Below are 16,214 nucleotides of genomic sequence, written 5' to 3'. Positions count from 1 at the left end.
AACAGGGGGCGGGCGGGGGTCGTCACGGCGATCCGCCGAACAGTGCGCTCACCCAGGAGACGAGGTCGTCGACGCGGGCCCCGAACAGGCCGAACAGGGTCTGACCCGCGGTGGTCGAGGCGAGCGCCACACCGAGCGCGAGGAGCCCCGCGAGGGACAGCAGCGTGAGCTGCATGTTCGAGATCCGGTGCTGGTAGAGCTGGGACACGCCCTTGGCGTCGACGAGCTTGCCGCCGACCCGCAGCCGCGTGAGGAACGTGCTCGCCATGCCCGAGCGGCCCTTGTCGAGGAACTCGATCAGGGTGGCGTGCGTCCCCACGGCGACGATGAGCTCGGCGCCCTTGTCGTCGGCCAGCAGCATCGCGACGTCCTCGCTGGTGCCCGTCGCCGGGAACACGACGTGCGGGACCCCGAGCTGCTCGACGCGGGCGATGCCCGGCGCGCGCCCGTCGCGGTACGCGTGGACGACGACCTCGGCACCGCACTGCAGCGCGCGGTCGGACACGGAGTCCATGTCACCGACGATCATGTCCGGGCGCCACCCGGCCTCGAGGATCGCGTCCGCGCCGCCGTCCACACCGATGAGCACCGGCCGGTACTCGCGGATGTACGGGCGCAGCGTGACCAGGTCGTCCTTGTAGTGGTACCCGCGCACGACGATCAGCACCTGGCGGCCGTCGATACGCGTGTCGATGTCGGGCACGCCGACACCGTCCAGCAGCAGCTCACGCTCGCGCCGCAGGTAGTCCATCGTGTTCGCCGCGAAGGACTCGAGCTGCACGGACAGCCCCTCGCGCGCCTCCGCCATCGTCGCCGCCACGCTCTCGGCCGTCTGCGCGACGCCCTCGGCGACGAGGGTCTCGCCGTCGAAGACCGCGCCGTCGACGACCCGCAGGACGTGTCCCTCAGTCAGCCCCATCACGTCGGGGCCGAGGTCGTCGACGAGCGGGATCCCGGCGTCCACGAGGATCTCGGGCCCGAGGTTCGGGTACCTGCCCGACGTGGAGCGGGCCGCGTTGAGAACCGCGGCGGGCCGGCACGCGACCAGGGCCTCAGCCGACACCCGGTCGAGGTCGAGATGGTCGATCACGGCGATGTCACCGGGCTTCAGCCGCTTGGTCAGGCCCTTGGTACGGGGGTCGACGCGGGCGGGCCCGACGACCTCGGCGTCATCGGTCGCGGGCGTGCGGCGGCGCAGGGAGACTCTCATCGGGGCTCATCGTCCCACGGACTGGGCCAGCAGCTCCGCTGCGTGGGCCCGTGCCGTGGCCGAGTCGTCCTGGCCGGACAGCATCCGGGCGAGCTCGCGCACGCGGTCGTCCCCCGTGACCTCGCGCACGTCCGACTCGGTGACGACGTCGACGCCGTCCGCGACGGACTTCGTCACGACCAGGTGACGGTCGGCGCACGCGGCGACCTGGGCCAGGTGCGTGACGACGAGCACCTGGGTGCCGCGCGCGAGCCGCGCCAGCCGCTCGCCCACCTGCGTGGCGGCCCGGCCTCCGACGCCCGCGTCGACCTCGTCGAACACGAAGGTGCCGGGCGTCGCGGCGCCCGACCCCTCGGCGGTCGCCAGGGCGACCTCGAGCGCGAGCATGACGCGCGACAGCTCGCCGCCGGACGCCCCCTTGCCGAGGGGGCGGGCCGGCGCACCCGCGTGCGGGACCAGCAGCATCTCGACGTGGTCGGCGCCATGAGGGCCCGGCTCGTCCGCGGGCCCGACACGGACCTCGAGGCGGGCCGCGGCCATCGCGAGGCTGGCGAGCTCCTCGGTGACGGCGTCGGCGAGCCGGGTGGCCGCGCGCGTGCGGGTCGCGGTGATCGTCGCCGCGAGCTCGCGCACGCGCGCGTCGAGCGCGTCGCGCTGGGCCGTGAGCTCGGCCACGCGCTCCTGCCCGCCGTCGAGGTCGAGGAGCCGGTCGGACGCGCCGCGCGCCCACTCCAGCACGGCACCGACGTCCTCGCCGTAGCTGCGCGTGAGCCCCGTGAGCTCGGCCCGGCGCCGCTGCACCGCGTCGAGCCGCGCGGGGTCCGCCTGCAGGTCCTGGACGTAGGTCGACAGCTCCGTCGCCAGATCCGCCAGCAGGTAGCCCGCCTCGGCGGCGCGGACGGCCAGGTCGGCGAGCGCGCGGTCGTGGTGGCCGGCGTGCTCGAGCGAGCGGCGCGCCTCCTCGACGAGCACGACCGCCGCCGCGCCGACCTCGGCAGCGTCCTCGTCCCCCACGAGCGCGACGTGCGCACCGGCGGCGGCGGCGCGCAGGTCCTCGGCGTTGCCCAGCCGCTCCGCCTCGGCGGCGAGCTCCAGGTCCTCCCCCGGCTGCGGCGCGACACGTTCGACCTCGGCCAGCCCGAGGCGCAGCAGCTCGGCCTCGCGCGCCCGCTCCTGCCCGCGCGCGACGCGGTCGTCCAGCTCGGCCTGCACCCGTGCCCGCTCCGCCCACGTCGTGGCGTGCTCGGCGATCACGGCGGCGTGCTCCGGTCCGGCGAAGGCGTCCAGCGCGGCCCGCTGCCGCACCGCGGAGCGCAGGCGCATCTGGTCGGCCTGACCGTGCACCGTGACGAGCTCCTCGGCGATCTCCGCCAGGAGGCCCTGCGGAACGGAGCGCCCACCGACGTAGGCGCGCGAGCGTCCCGGCGAGTCGGGCGTGCCTGCACCCACGGTCCGCAGCACGACCAGCGTGCCGTCGTCGTCGACCTCCGCGCCCGCGTCACGGGCGCGCGCGAGCGCCGGGGACCCGGGCGCCAGCAGCACCCTGCCCTCGACGGCGGCGCCGGTCGCACCGGTGCGCACGGTGGCCGGGTCGGCGCGTCCGCCCAGGAGCAGGCCGAGCGCCGTGAGCACCATCGTCTTGCCCGCACCGGTCTCACCGGTGAGCACCGTCAGACCGGTCCCCAGGCGCACGTGCGCACGTCCGATGACCCCGAGGTCCTCGATCCGGATCTCGTCGATCACCCCGCGCCCTCCTCGTCGTCCTGGTGGGCACCGCGCCAACCCACCACCGGCAGGTCGAACTTCTGCACCAGGCGGGTGGTGAAGGGCGCGGGATTGAGCCGCGCGAAGCGCACGGGCACGTCGCTGACGCGCACCTCGATCCGGGTGCCGCGCGCGACGGGCAGCTGGCGGCGCCCGTCGCACGTGACGACCGCGGTCGAGGGTGAGCGTTCGAGGATCTCGACCGCGAGCACGCTGCTGGGCCCCATGACGAGCGGACGCGCGAAGAGCGTGTGCGCCGCGAGCGGGACGAGGACCATCCCGCGGACGTCCGGCCACACCACCGGGCCACCGGCGGAGAACGCGTGGGCGGTGGACCCGGTCGCCGACGCGGCGACGAGCCCGTCGCAGCCGAACGACGACAGCGGGCGGCCGTCGACCTCGATGACCACCTCGATCATGCGCGCCGGGTCGGTCTTCTCCAGCGCCGCCTCGTTGAGGGCCCAGCAGTCCTGCACCGTGCCCGCGGCGTCGATGACCCGGACCTCGAGGGTCGAGCGCTCCTCGACGTCGTAGTCGCCGTCCGTCAGCCGGCGCACGGCCGTGGCCACGTCGGCGGGCTCGATCTCGGCGAGGAAGCCGACGTGCCCGAGGTTCACGCCCAGCAGGGGCACGTCGGTCCCCCGGGTGAGCTCGGCGGCCCGCAGGATCGTGCCGTCACCGCCGAGCACGACGGCGAGCTCGAACGGCGGCAGCTCGTCCGGTCTGGTGTCCTGCGACGCCGTGACCGTCTCGACGCCCGCCGCGCTCAGCGCACGCAGCACGGCGTCGGTGGCGGCGACCGCCTCCGGCCTGCCGCTGTGCCGGACGACGAGCGCGCGGCGCGTCACCTGGACCACCCGTCGCCCGCCGCGGCCCGCACGGCGGCCGTGACGACGGCGGGGGTGTCGACCGTCGCCGCCGGCAGCGCGTGGTCCGGGGCCAGTGCCCACAGGACGAACTCGACGTTGCCGTGGGCGCCGGGCAGCGTGCTGGGCCGCACGTCGCGCACCGCGGCCCCCAGAGCTGCGGCGCGGTCGCAGACCCCGGTGACCGCGGCGTGCCACAGGTCGGGGTCGCGCACCACGCCGTCCGCGCCCAGACGCTCCCGTCCCACCTCGAACTGCGGCTTGACGAGGAGCACGAGATCCGCGCCGGGCGCCGCGACGGCCAGCAGCGGCTCGAGCACGAGCGTCAGCGAGATGAAGGACAGGTCGGCGACGACGAGGCCGGGTGCGGGCACCACGTCGCCCGCGCGCAGGTCGCGGACGTTGACGTGCTCACGGACCTCGACGCGCGGGTCGTCGCGCAGCCGGCCGACGAGCTGTCCGTGCCCCACGTCGACCGCGACGACACGCGAGGCCCCGCGCCGCAGGAGCACGTCGGTGAACCCGCCCGTGCTGGCGCCGGCGTCGAGGCACACCTGGTCCGCGACCTGCGGCCCGTCGGCTCCGTACCCGTCCAGCGCATCCGCGAGCTTGTGCGCCGCACGTGACGCGTACCCGGGGTCGTCGGGGGCGACGGCGACGTGCACGTCCTGACGGTCGTCGACCTGGGTCGACGGGCGGCGCACCGCGGCCCCGTCGACGCTCACCCGCCCGGCGGCGAGAAGGTCGGCGGCGTGGCCGCGCGAGCGCGCGAGCCCGCGCCGCACGAGCTCGGAGTCGAGCCGGGCCGTCATCGTCGTGACCGTCATCCCTCGGCGTCCGCCAACCGGTCCTGCAGGGCGCCGTGCACGTCCTCGAACGTGCCGACCTGCGCGCGCAGGTCCTGGAGCTCGACGTCCGTGAGCCGGCGCAGCGCCTCGTCCACGGCGTTGTCACCCGTCAGCGGCGTCTCGACACCGGTCCCGCGGATGCTCTGCTCGGGCTCGCTCACGTCACGTCCTTCCTTCGACCTGCGGGTCGTGGGTCTCGTCCGACCGGCGCGCGTCCACGCTACCTGCCGGCGGCGGCGTGGGTGGCCCGCCACCCACAGGGCGGTGCCACCCCGGCGGGCCGGCGTCAGCGCGGGAGCTCGGGCACCGTCGAGGGGTCGACGACCTCACCGCGGTCGACCGCGTCCCACGCGGCCGCGCACGCCGCCCGCACGAGGTCGACCGGGTCGTGCGCCGTGCCGCGCAGCTCGAGCGCACCGGAGACGACGCGTGCGGCCGCGCCGCGGCACGACCACCACTCCTCGTCGCGGACAGGCTCGGGGTGGGGCACGAGCAGGGCGCGGAGGTCACCCGCGAGGTAGTGCGGCCGCTCGCCGGGCACGGCAAGGACCGCGTCGCGCGCGGTGCTGACGCCCGTCAGGACGTGCAGCCCCGGGATGTCGCCGGCGCGCGCACCCGCGAGGTCGGTGTCGAGGCGGTCCCCGACGACGAGGGGCCGGGTCGCCCCCGCCCGGTCCACGGCGAGCCGGTACATCGTCGGTGACGGCTTTCCGGCACTCGACGGCTCGACGCCTGTGGCGGCCCGCACGGCACCCACGAGCGCGCCGTTGCCCGGTGCGAAGCCGCGGGCGGTCGGCAGGCTCAGGTCGAGGTTCGAGGCGACGTGCCATGCCCCGGCCCGGACCGCGTAGGCGGCCTCGGCGAGCTGCGTCCACCCCACCTCGGGCGCGAAACCCTGCACGACGGCGACCGGGCCGTCGTCGGCCGAGGCCACGATCCGGTACCCCTTGGCCGCGACCGCCGTGTGCAGGCCCGCGCCGCCCACGACGAGGACGGTCGCGCCGGTGGGCACGCGCGTCGCCAGGAGCTCGGCCGCCGCCTGCGCCGCCGTCATCACCTCGCCGGCGTGCGTCGGGATGTCGAGCCCGCTGAGCTGCTCGGCGACCGCCTCCGGCTCCCGCGACGCGTTGTTGGTGACGAACACCAGCCGCATGCCGGCGGCACGAGCCCCGGCCAGCCCCTCGGCGGCGCCGTCGATCGGGTCGTGCCCGCGGTAGGCCACACCGTCCAGGTCCACGAGCGCCAGGTCGTAGCGCCGCACGAGGGGTTCGTCGCTGCCCAGCAGCCCCCGTGAGCTCACCGGGCGTCCTCCTGCGTGGCGGACGCGTCGGATGCCACGACGTCGCCCGCGGGCTCGGTGCTCCCGTCGACGACATCGTCAGCGTCTATCTCGACAGCGGCCACGTCGACCTCGTCGACCACGTCGGCCACGTCAACCTCGTCCGCCACGTCGGCCACGTCCACCTCGTCGACCACATCAACCTCGTCGACCACGTCAGCCACGTCGACCACGTCGCCCTCGTCGACCACGTCAACCTCGTCGGCCTCGTCGACGGGGACCTCGGTCGCCACCTCGCCGTCCTCGTCCTCCGTGAGGTCGTACACGACGACCTCCTCGTGCTCGGTTGTGTTCCCGGCCGCCTCGTCGAGGACGTCCTGCGGGAACGCGGCGAGCTCGGCTGCTGCCTCGTCCTGGCGTCCGGCGGCCTCGAGGGCCGCCGCACGCGCCTGTGCGACACGAGCCGCGACGAGCCCGCTCGCGGCGCGCACCGTCGGGCTCGAGAGCACGGCGACAGCGGCCTCGGGCTGACCCAGGTCGAGGCGGGCTCCGCTCACGACGATCGCGAGCTCGATCTGCGTCTCGGTGTCGAGGGTCGCGGCCTCCGGCTCCTGCGACAGCGTGATCGCCCGTTCGGGCCTCCCGAGGCCCCGCTCGGCGTCGGCCATGATCGCGAGGTGCTCGGAGGAACCGTTGAGCCGTCGCACGGTGCGCAGCTCACGCAGCGCCTCCGCGTAGCGCCCCGTGCGGTAGGCCGCGAGACCCGCAGCCTCACGGACCACGTCGACCCGTCCCGCCCGGCGTACCGCTGCCTGGGCGTGCTCGTAGGCCGCCTCGGCGTCGTCGTCGAGCAGGCGGCCGACCATCACCAGGTGACGACCGACGCCCTCGGCGTTCTCCTTGCTCAGGGTGCGCAGACGGCCACGCACGTCGCGGTCGAGCAGCGAGAACGTCACGTCGTCCGGCACCGCCGGGTCCGGGACGCGCATCTCGCGGTCCTCACCGAAGGTGCCGCCCGCGCTCTCGCGCGCCGGACGTTCCGCGCCACCGCGCTCGGGGCGCGCCCCCGGACCGGACGACCGCTCGCCACCGCTCCACGAGGACCGCGACCCGGCGTCGGAGGACCGTCCCGGCCCGGATGCCCGGCCACCACCGCTGTCGCGGTGCGACGGGGCACCCCGCCGCTCGGACCTGTCCGGCGCTCCCCGCTCGGGACGGCCACCCTCACGGGACGACGACCCGCCACCGAACGACCGCCCACCCGCGGCGGCCGGGCGGGCACCGTCGCGGTAGGAGGAATCACCGGCCGGACGGCCGCGGTCGCCGTAGGACGGACGCCCGTCACCCGACGGACGCCCGCCGTCACCGAAGGACCGACCGGCACCACCCGTGGGGCGGGCACCGTCACGGTAGGAGGACCCGCCGGCCGGACGGCCGCGGTCGCCGTAGGACGGACGCCCGTCACCCGACGGACGCCCGCCGTCACCGAAGGACCGACCGGCACCACCCGTGGGGCGGGCACCGTCGCGGTAGGAGGACCCGCCGGCCGGACGACCACGGTCGCCGTAGGACGGACGCCCGTCACCCGACGGACGCCCACCATCACCGAGCGAACGCCCTGCACCGGCAGCCGGACGGCCACCGTCACGGTAGGAGGACCCGCCGGCCGGACGACCACGGTCGCCGTAGGAGGGACGCCCGTCACCCGACGGACGCCCGCCATCACCGAACGAGCGCCCGGCACCCGTAGGGCGGCCATCGTCGCGGTAGGACGATCCGCCCGCAGGACGCCCGCCGTCACCGAACGAGCGCCCAGCGCCCGCGGGGCGACCGGCACCGCCGGTGGGGCGGCCGCCGTCGCGGTAGGAGGACCCGCCGGCCGGACGACCACGGTCGCCGTAGGACGGACGCCCGTCACCGGACGGACGCCCACCGTCACCGAACGAACGCCCTGCACCGGCAGCCGGGCGACCACCGTCACGGTAGGAGGACCCACCACCGGCCGGACGACCACCGTCGCGATAGGAGGAACCACCGGCAGGACGGCCACGGTCGCCGAACGAGGACCGCCCCTCACCGGACGGACGTCCACCGTCACCGAAGGACCGACCGGCACCACCCGTGGGGCGGCCGCCGTCGCGGTAGGACGATCCGCCCGCAGGACGCCCGCCGTCACCGAACGAGCGTCCAGCACCCGCGGGGCGACCCGCACCGCCGGTGGGGCGGCCGCCGTCACGGTAGGAGGAACCACCGGCAGGACGACCACGGTCACCGAACGAGGACCGCCCGTCGCCCGACGGACGCCCACCGTCACCGAAGGAACGACCGCCACCACCCGCGGGGCGGCCACCGTCGCGATACGAGGACCCACCAGCAGGGCGGCCGCCGTCGCGCTGCGAGGCTCCACGCTGACGGTCGTCGCCGCGCCGCGCGTCGGGCGCACCGCCGGAGCGACTCTCCCCGGACCAGGAACCTGCGGGGCGATCCTGCCGCGGGCCGCGGACACCCGCTCCGCCGGCGGCGGTGGGCCGCACGCCTCCGCTGCGCGGACGCTCGGACCACCCGCCGCGCGGGCCCCCCTCGTCGCGACCCTGCGCACCGTACGGACGTGTCCCACGGTCGTCACGGGGCGGTCCCCCCGCGGTGCGACCGGAGCCGAAGCCCCCGCGTCCCGCCGAGGACCCTCCGGTGCGTCCACCCGCGTCGCGGGCGCCCCCTCGGGCACCGCCGCCGCTGCCCGAGTACGGGGCGCGTGCACCCCCGGCGCGCCCACGGGACCCACCGCCGGTCGCACCCGCACGGGGCGGGCCGCTCCTGCGGGGCCGGTCCTGGTCGCCCGAGCTGCTGGGCACGTCGCTGTTCATCTGTACTCCTCGATCGATCGCCTAGCACCATGGTCCCACCACCGCGAGCACCTGACGCACCAGTGCGGCCCCCGGAACGCGTTCGTCTCGACACACCACGCGCGCGACGGCGCGCAAGAAGGCGGTCCACGGGCGCCGAAACGGGTCCGCGGGCGCGGAACCGGGGCCGGCCGACCCCCCGGTGGTGGAACGACGAAAGGCCCACCCCGTGAGGGGTGGGCCTTTCGTTGAATGATTGTCCGGCGGCGTCCTACTCTCCCACACCCTGGCGGGTGCAGTACCATCGGCGCTGAAGGGCTTAGCTTCCGGGTTCGGAATGGGACCGGGCGTTTCCCCTTCGCTATGACCGCCGTAACTCTGTCGAGATGTCAACGGGAATGAGCCGTTGGTTCCTCGGGAACCGCACAGTGGACGCGTAGCAATGAATGAAGTTAGTCAAGTTGTCGGCTTATTAGTACCGGTCAGCTGCGGCAGTCGTTAGTCCTGCCTTCCACGTCCGGCCTATCTACCCAGTGGTCTAGCTGGGAGCCTCTCACCCCGAAGGGCGTGGAAACCTCATCTTGAAGCAGGCTTCCCGCTTAGATGCTTTCAGCGGTTATCCCTTCCGAACGTAGCCAACCAGCCGTGCTCCTGGCGGAACAACTGGCACACCAGAGGTTCGTCCCGTCCCGGTCCTCTCGTACTAGGGACAGCCCTTCTCAAGTTTCCTGCGCGCGCAGCGGATAGGGACCGAACTGTCTCACGACGTTCTAAACCCAGCTCGCGTACCGCTTTAATGGGCGAACAGCCCAACCCTTGGGACCTACTCCAGCCCCAGGATGCGACGAGCCGACATCGAGGTGCCAAACCATGCCGTCGATATGGACTCTTGGGCAAGATCAGCCTGTTATCCCCGGGGTACCTTTTATCCGTTGAGCGACGGCGCTTCCACAAGCCACCGCCGGATCACTAGTTCCGACTTTCGTCCCTGCTCGACCTGTCAGTCTCACAGTCAAGCTCCCTTGTGCACTTGCACTCGCCACCTGATTGCCAACCAGGCTGAGGGAACCTTTGAGCGCCTCCGTTACATTTTAGGAGGCAACCGCCCCAGTTAAACTACCCACCAGGCACTGTCCCTGATCCGGATTACGGACCGAGGTTAGATATCCAGAGCGACCAGAGTGGTATTTCAACGTTGACTCCACCGACACTGGCGTGCCGGCTTCACAGTCTCCCACCTATCCTACACAAGCCGCACCGAACACCAATACCAAGCTATAGTAAAGGTCCCGGGGTCTTTCCGTCCTGCTGCGCGTAACGAGCATCTTTACTCGTAGTGCAATTTCGCCGAGTTCGCGGTTGAGACAGCGGAGAAGTCGTTACGCCATTCGTGCAGGTCGGAACTTACCCGACAAGGAATTTCGCTACCTTAGGATGGTTATAGTTACCACCGCCGTTTACTGGGGCTTAAATTCTGAGCTTCGCACTTGCGTGCTGACCCGTCCTCTTAACCTTCCAGCACCGGGCAGGCGTCAGTCCGTATACATCGTCTTGCGACTTCGCACGGACCTGTGTTTTTAGTAAACAGTCGCTTCTCCCTGGTCTCTGCGGCCCTCCACGCTTCCCCGGGCATGCCGGTTCACGCTTGAGGCCCCCCTTCTCCCGAAGTTACGGGGGCATTTTGCCGAGTTCCTTAACCACGATTCTCTCGATCGCCTTGGTATTCTCTACCTGACCACCTGAGTCGGTTTGGGGTACGGGCGGCTAGAACCTCGCGTCGAGGCTTTTCTTGGCAGCATAGGATCACCCATTTCCCGCATACGCGGTACCCGTCGGTTCTCAGGCTTCACGAGGTGCGGATTTGCCTACACCTCACCCTACGACCTTGGACGTGGACTACCATCGCCACGCTGGACTACCTTCCTGCGTCACCCCTGTTAATACGCTTACCTACTACCAGTTCGGGTCCCGTGCTCCCCTGCCCCGGTGTCCCGAAGGACGATGAGACAGGCTCGGACGGTTAGCATCACCGGGCTCGGTATGGGCGGTTCTTCGCCGGTACGGGAATATCAACCCGTTGTCCATCGACTACGCCTGTCGGCCTCGCCTTAGGTCCCGACTTACCCAGGGCGGATTAGCCTGGCCCTGGAACCCTTGGTCATTCGGCGGACGGGTTTCTCACCCGTCATTCGCTACTCATGCCTGCATTCTCACTCGTGCCGGCTCCACCGCTGGGTCACCCCGCGGCTTCACTGCCGGCACGACGCTCCCCTACCCATCCACACGACTGAACCACGAAGGCTTGTCACTTGTGTGAATGCCACAGCTTCGGCGGTGTGCTTGAGCCCCGCTACATTGTCGGCGCGGAATCACTTGACCAGTGAGCTATTACGCACTCTTTCAAGGGTGGCTGCTTCTAAGCCAACCTCCTGGTTGTCTGTGCAACTCCACATCCTTTCCCACTTAGCACACGCTTTGGGGCCTTAGCTGGTGGTCTGGGCTGTTTCCCTCTCGACTACGGAGCTTATCCCCCGCAGTCTCGCCACGCTCTGGCTTACCGGCATTCGGAGTTTGGCTAACGTCAGTAACCTGTTGGGGCCCATCGGCTATCCAGTAGCTCTACCTCCGGCAAGAAACGCGTGACGCTGCACCTAAATGCATTTCGGGGAGAACCAGCTATCACGAAGTTTGATTGGCCTTTCACCCCTAACCACAGGTCATCCCCCAGGTTTTCAACCCTGGTGGGTTCGGGCCTCCACGCGGTCTTACCCGCGCTTCACCCTGCCCATGGCTAGATCACTTCGCTTCGGGTCTAGAGCACGCGACTACGGTCGCCCTATTCGGACTCGCTTTCGCTACGGCTTCCCCACACGGGTTAACCTCGCCACGTACCACTAACTCGCAGGCTCATTCTTCAAAAGGCACGCCGTCACCCCTGCTAGGGAGGCTCCGACGGATTGTATGCACACGGTTTCAGGTACTATTTCACTCCCCTCCCGGGGTACTTTTCACCTTTCCCTCACGGTACTTGTCCGCTATCGGTCACCAGGTAGTATTTAGGCTTACACAGTGGTCTGTGCGGATTCACTCCGGGTTTCTCGGGCCCGGAGCTACTTGGGATCCCCTTCGGGAGGCCGCGTCATTTCGTCTACGGGGGTAACACCCTCTGTGCCGGGCCTTTCAAGACCCTTCGACTATAACGCGACTTTCTGACTCCCTGCGAAGGCGGCAGCCCCCACTGAAAGGTCCCACAACCCCCAACGCGCAACGCCTGCCGGCTATCACACGCGCTAGGTTTGGCCTGATCCGCTTTCGCTCGCCACTACTCACGGAATATCTCTTCCTGCCGGTACTGAGATGTTTCACTTCCCGGCGTTCCCTCCACGCACCCTATATATTCAGGTGCGGGTCACACGACATGACTCGTGTGGGGTTTCCCCATTCGGAAATCCTCGGATCACGGTTCGTTTGCCAACTCCCCGAGGCTTATCGCAGGCTACTACGTCCTTCTTCGGCTCCTGGTGCCAAGGCATCCACCCTGTGCACTTATAAACTTGACCACAAAAGATCATTCAAAGATGCTCGCGTCCACTGTGCAGTTCTCAAGCAACCACCGGTCACCGCCCGGCATCCCGACGCCTACCGACCACCACCACCCCCCGAAGAGGACACCAGCGACCAGCGGTTCGACCGGACCGAACGATCCCGACCAAGGCAACACCCACAACGGGCTGTTCCCTCAGGACCCAACAGCGTGCCAAGCCGACCCGCGACGAACCGACGACTCTCCGTTCCCTCCCCGCAGCAAGCTGCAGGCGTACTTGGAAGCCACCGACCCAACGAGCCGGCCAGTAGTCGATGTTCCACCCGTGAGCACCACCCCCCGCACGATCGGCGAGGGCATGGGCCTGGACACCAGCACCACCCCTTGACGAGGCGACCTGCTGCCAGATGCTCCTTAGAAAGGAGGTGATCCAGCCGCACCTTCCGGTACGGCTACCTTGTTACGACTTAGTCCTAATCGCCAGTCCCACCTTCGACGACTCCCCCCAAAAGGTTGGGCCATCGGCTTCGGGTGTTACCGACTTTCATGACTTGACGGGCGGTGTGTACAAGGCCCGGGAACGTATTCACCGCAGCGTTGCTGATCTGCGATTACTAGCGACTCCGACTTCATGGGGTCGAGTTGCAGACCCCAATCCGAACTGAGACCGGCTTTTTGGGATTCGCTCCACCTCGCGGTATCGCAGCCCTTTGTACCGGCCATTGTAGCATGCGTGAAGCCCAAGACATAAGGGGCATGATGATTTGACGTCATCCCCACCTTCCTCCGAGTTGACCCCGGCAGTCTCCCATGAGTCCCCGGCATAACCCGCTGGCAACATGGGACGAGGGTTGCGCTCGTTGCGGGACTTAACCCAACATCTCACGACACGAGCTGACGACAACCATGCACCACCTGTACACCGACCTTGCGGGGAGCACATCTCTGCACTTTTCCGGTGTATGTCAAGCCTTGGTAAGGTTCTTCGCGTTGCATCGAATTAATCCGCATGCTCCGCCGCTTGTGCGGGCCCCCGTCAATTTCTTTGAGTTTTAGCCTTGCGGCCGTACTCCCCAGGCGGGGCACTTAATGCGTTTGCTGCGGCACGGAATCCGTGGAATGGACCCCACACCTAGTGCCCAACGTTTACGGCATGGACTACCAGGGTATCTAATCCTGTTCGCTCCCCATGCTTTCGCTCCTCAGCGTCAGTTGCGGCCCAGTGACCTGCCTTCGCCATCGGTGTTCCTCCTGATATCTGCGCATTCCACCGCTACACCAGGAATTCCAGTCACCCCTACCGCACTCTAGTCTGCCCGTACCCACTGCAAGCCCCAGGTTGAGCCTGAGGTTTTCACAGCAGACGCGACAAACCGCCTACGAGCTCTTTACGCCCAATAATTCCGGACAACGCTTGCGCCCTACGTATTACCGCGGCTGCTGGCACGTAGTTAGCCGGCGCTTCTTCTGCAGGTACCGTCACTTTCGCTTCTTCCCTGCTGAAAGCGGTTTACAACCCGAAGGCCGTCATCCCGCACGCGGCGTCGCTGCATCAGGCTTTCGCCCATTGTGCAATATTCCCCACTGCTGCCTCCCGTAGGAGTCTGGGCCGTGTCTCAGTCCCAGTGTGGCCGGTCGCCCTCTCAGGCCGGCTACCCGTCGTCGCCTTGGTAGGCCATTACCCCACCAACAAGCTGATAGGCCGCGAGCCCATCCTCCACCAATAAATCTTTCCAGACGCTACAGATGCCCGTGCGTCTCGTATCCGGTATTAGACCTCGTTTCCAAGGCTTATCCCAGAGTGAAGGGTAGGTTGCTCACGTGTTACTCACCCGTTCGCCACTGATCACCCGGTGCAAGCACCGAGATCACCGTTCGACTTGCATGTGTTAAGCACGCCGCCAGCGTTCGTCCTGAGCCAGAATCAAACTCTCCGTGAATGTCAAACAGCCACCCACCGACCCGAAGACCGGCGAGCAACAGACACACAAAGAACCCCCCCGAAGAGGGGCATCAACTGGCATCATCCCAAACCAGACCCACGGGGTGGACCTGATCCAGGCTCGACGCCAAAAATATGGCATCGACTACTTGGCACACTGTTGAGTTCTCAAGGAACAGACGCGCATCCTCTTCAGCGTTTCCGCTTTCCGCAGGAGGCTTGTTCTTCGTTGTCTAATCTAGCAGGCTTTCTCCGGGCTCCTGACCACCGTGGTGGTCGGCGCCTTCCGATCGCCGCCGCATGACTCTACCCGACGCGCTAGGCGCCGAGTTCCATCATACGGGTTGTGCCCTGCTCCGCGGGACCGACCATCGAGCGGTGCTCGGTGTCCGTTCCTCCCTGCTGGGCGGGCTTGAAGAACAGTACGCGAGGCCACGCGGACCGTCAAACGGCTGGGGGCGTGATGCCGGTCACCAGCTGCCGGCAGGGTCCGCGCGGGCTCCCGCCCTCCGCAGAGAGGTCGGGGGCGCCCCCCGGCGGTCTGCCGTGGGACGCCCCCGGGGACGTACCGCCTCACGCCCTCGGCGTGCCCTGCGCCTGGCTGTCCACGACGGCCAGCGTGCGCTTGCCCCGCCGCAGCACCGCCCACCGTCCGTGGAGGAGGTCGTCCACCGACAGGACGGCGTCGTCGCCCGCGACCCGGACGTTGTTCACCGAGGCGCCCCCCTCGGCGACGGCACGACGCGCTGCCGCCTTGCTCGCGACGACACCGGTCGCGGCGAGGAGGTCGACGACCAGGTCGCCCGCGCGGCCGGGCGCCGTGGGCAGCTCGGCGACGGCTGCCGCGAGCGTGTCCGCGTCGAGGTCGGCGAGAGAGCCTCGCCCGAAGAGCGCCTGGCTGGCCGCCACCACCGCGTCGGTCGCCGCGGTGCCGTGGACGAGCGCGGTGACGTCGTACGCGAGCGCCCGCTGGGCCTCGCGGGCCGCCGGCCGCTCCGCGACCGCCAGCTCGAGCTCGGCGATCTCCTCGTGCGTGCGGAAGGTGAAGACCTTGAGGTACCGCACGACATCGGCGTCGTCAGCGTTGAGCCAGAACTGGTAGAAGGCGTACGGCGTCGTCATCGTCGGGTCGAGCCACACCGTCCCCGACTCCGTCTTGCCGAACTTCGTGCCGTCCGCCTTGGTGATCAGGGGCGTCGTCAGCGCGTGCACGGCGACGCCCTCGACCTTGCGCACCAGCTCCACCCCGGACAGCAGGTTGCCCCACTGGTCGTTGCCGCCGGTCTGCAGCCGGACGCCGTGGCGCCGGTACAGCTCGAGGAAGTCCATCCCCTGCAGGATCTGGTAGCTGAACTCGGTGAAGCTGATGCCCTGCTCGCTGTGGAGCCGACGCGCGACCGTCTCCTTGGCCAGCATCGTGCCGAGGCGGTAGTGCTTGCCGACGTCGCGCAGGAAGTCGATCGTGGACAGGCCCGAGGTCCAGTCGAGGTTGTTCACCATGGTCGCGGCGTTCGGACCGTCGAACCGCAGCAGCGGCGCGATCTGCGCGCGGATCCGCTCGACCCAGCCCGCGACCACGTCCGGCGAGTTGAGCGTCCGCTCCCCCGTCATCTTCGGGTCACCGATGAGGCCGGTCGCGCCGCCCACGAGGGCGAACGGGCGGTTCCCCGCGTCCTGCAGCCGGCGCACCGTCAGGATCTGCACGAGGTTGCCGATGTGCAGGCTCGGCGCCGTGGGGTCGAACCCGCAGTACAGCGCGAGGGGCCCGGTGGCCAGCTCGGCACGGAGCGCGTCGAGGTCGGTGTGCTGGGCCAGGAGCCCGCGCCAGGCGAGCTCGTCGAGGATGTCGGTCACAGGGGTCTCCCGGTTCGGGTGCCGCTCGTCGCAGGACGGCGCGGCTGGTGGATGTCGCGCGCCG

General features: G+C 69.6%; 8 protein-coding genes and 3 rRNA genes. All 11 read right to left on the bottom strand.

Going from position 1 to position 16,214, the window contains the following annotated elements:
- Positions 1–22: 22 nt before the first annotated feature.
- Positions 23–1,210, bottom strand: a complete 1,188-nt coding sequence (gene steA, locus KKR89_RS08095) for a putative cytokinetic ring protein SteA (protein WP_208194899.1) — start codon at positions 1,208–1,210, stop codon at positions 23–25.
- A 6-nt stretch (positions 1,211–1,216) separates the two neighbouring features.
- Positions 1,217–2,953 carry a DNA repair protein RecN gene (gene recN, locus KKR89_RS08090; RefSeq protein ID WP_208194898.1) on the bottom strand — a complete coding sequence of 579 codons (1,737 nt, stop codon included), beginning with the start codon at positions 2,951–2,953 and terminating at the stop codon, positions 1,217–1,219.
- Positions 2,950–3,822 carry an NAD kinase gene (locus tag KKR89_RS08085; protein WP_208194897.1) on the bottom strand — a complete coding sequence of 291 codons (873 nt, stop codon included), beginning with the start codon at positions 3,820–3,822 and terminating at the stop codon, positions 2,950–2,952. Before KKR89_RS08085 ends, recN begins: the two co-directional genes overlap by 4 nt.
- Entirely contained in the window at positions 3,819–4,667 is an 849-nt protein-coding gene (locus KKR89_RS08080; protein WP_243882200.1) for a TlyA family RNA methyltransferase, read from the bottom strand. The genes KKR89_RS08085 and KKR89_RS08080 overlap by 4 nt, the downstream gene beginning before the upstream one ends.
- A complete protein-coding gene (locus KKR89_RS08075; RefSeq protein ID WP_208195785.1) occupies positions 4,664–4,849 on the bottom strand; it encodes a hypothetical protein in 186 nt (61 codons plus the stop codon). Before KKR89_RS08075 ends, KKR89_RS08080 begins: the two co-directional genes overlap by 4 nt.
- Positions 4,850–4,974: 125 nt before the next feature.
- Positions 4,975–5,988 (bottom strand): HAD-IIA family hydrolase, encoded by a 1,014-nt coding sequence (locus KKR89_RS08070; RefSeq protein ID WP_208194896.1) that lies wholly within the window; start codon positions 5,986–5,988, stop codon positions 4,975–4,977.
- Positions 5,985–6,956: a hypothetical protein gene (locus tag KKR89_RS08065; RefSeq protein WP_243882248.1), complete on the bottom strand. Its 972-nt coding sequence runs from the start codon at positions 6,954–6,956 to the stop codon at positions 5,985–5,987. Before KKR89_RS08065 ends, KKR89_RS08070 begins: the two co-directional genes overlap by 4 nt.
- Positions 6,957–9,068: 2,112 nt before the next feature.
- Positions 9,069–9,185: ribosomal RNA gene (rrf, locus tag KKR89_RS08060) — 5S ribosomal RNA — on the bottom strand.
- A gap of 77 nt (positions 9,186–9,262) precedes the next feature.
- Positions 9,263–12,370 (bottom strand): 23S ribosomal RNA (locus KKR89_RS08055).
- A 402-nt stretch (positions 12,371–12,772) separates the two neighbouring features.
- Positions 12,773–14,294: ribosomal RNA gene (locus KKR89_RS08050) — 16S ribosomal RNA — on the bottom strand.
- The 16S, 23S and 5S rRNA genes sit together here, the layout of an rRNA operon.
- Positions 14,295–14,869: 575 nt before the next feature.
- A complete protein-coding gene (tyrS, locus tag KKR89_RS08045) occupies positions 14,870–16,150 on the bottom strand; it encodes a tyrosine--tRNA ligase (RefSeq protein ID WP_208197765.1) in 1,281 nt (426 codons plus the stop codon).
- Positions 16,151–16,214 lie beyond the last annotated feature (64 nt).

The sequence above is a fragment of the Cellulomonas dongxiuzhuiae genome (assembly GCF_018623035.1).
In the GTDB taxonomy this organism is placed as follows: Bacteria; Actinomycetota; Actinomycetes; order Actinomycetales; family Cellulomonadaceae; genus Cellulomonas; species Cellulomonas dongxiuzhuiae.
The sequence above is the reverse complement of the archived record's forward strand: the minus strand, read 5'-3'. Positions and strand labels throughout refer to the sequence as shown.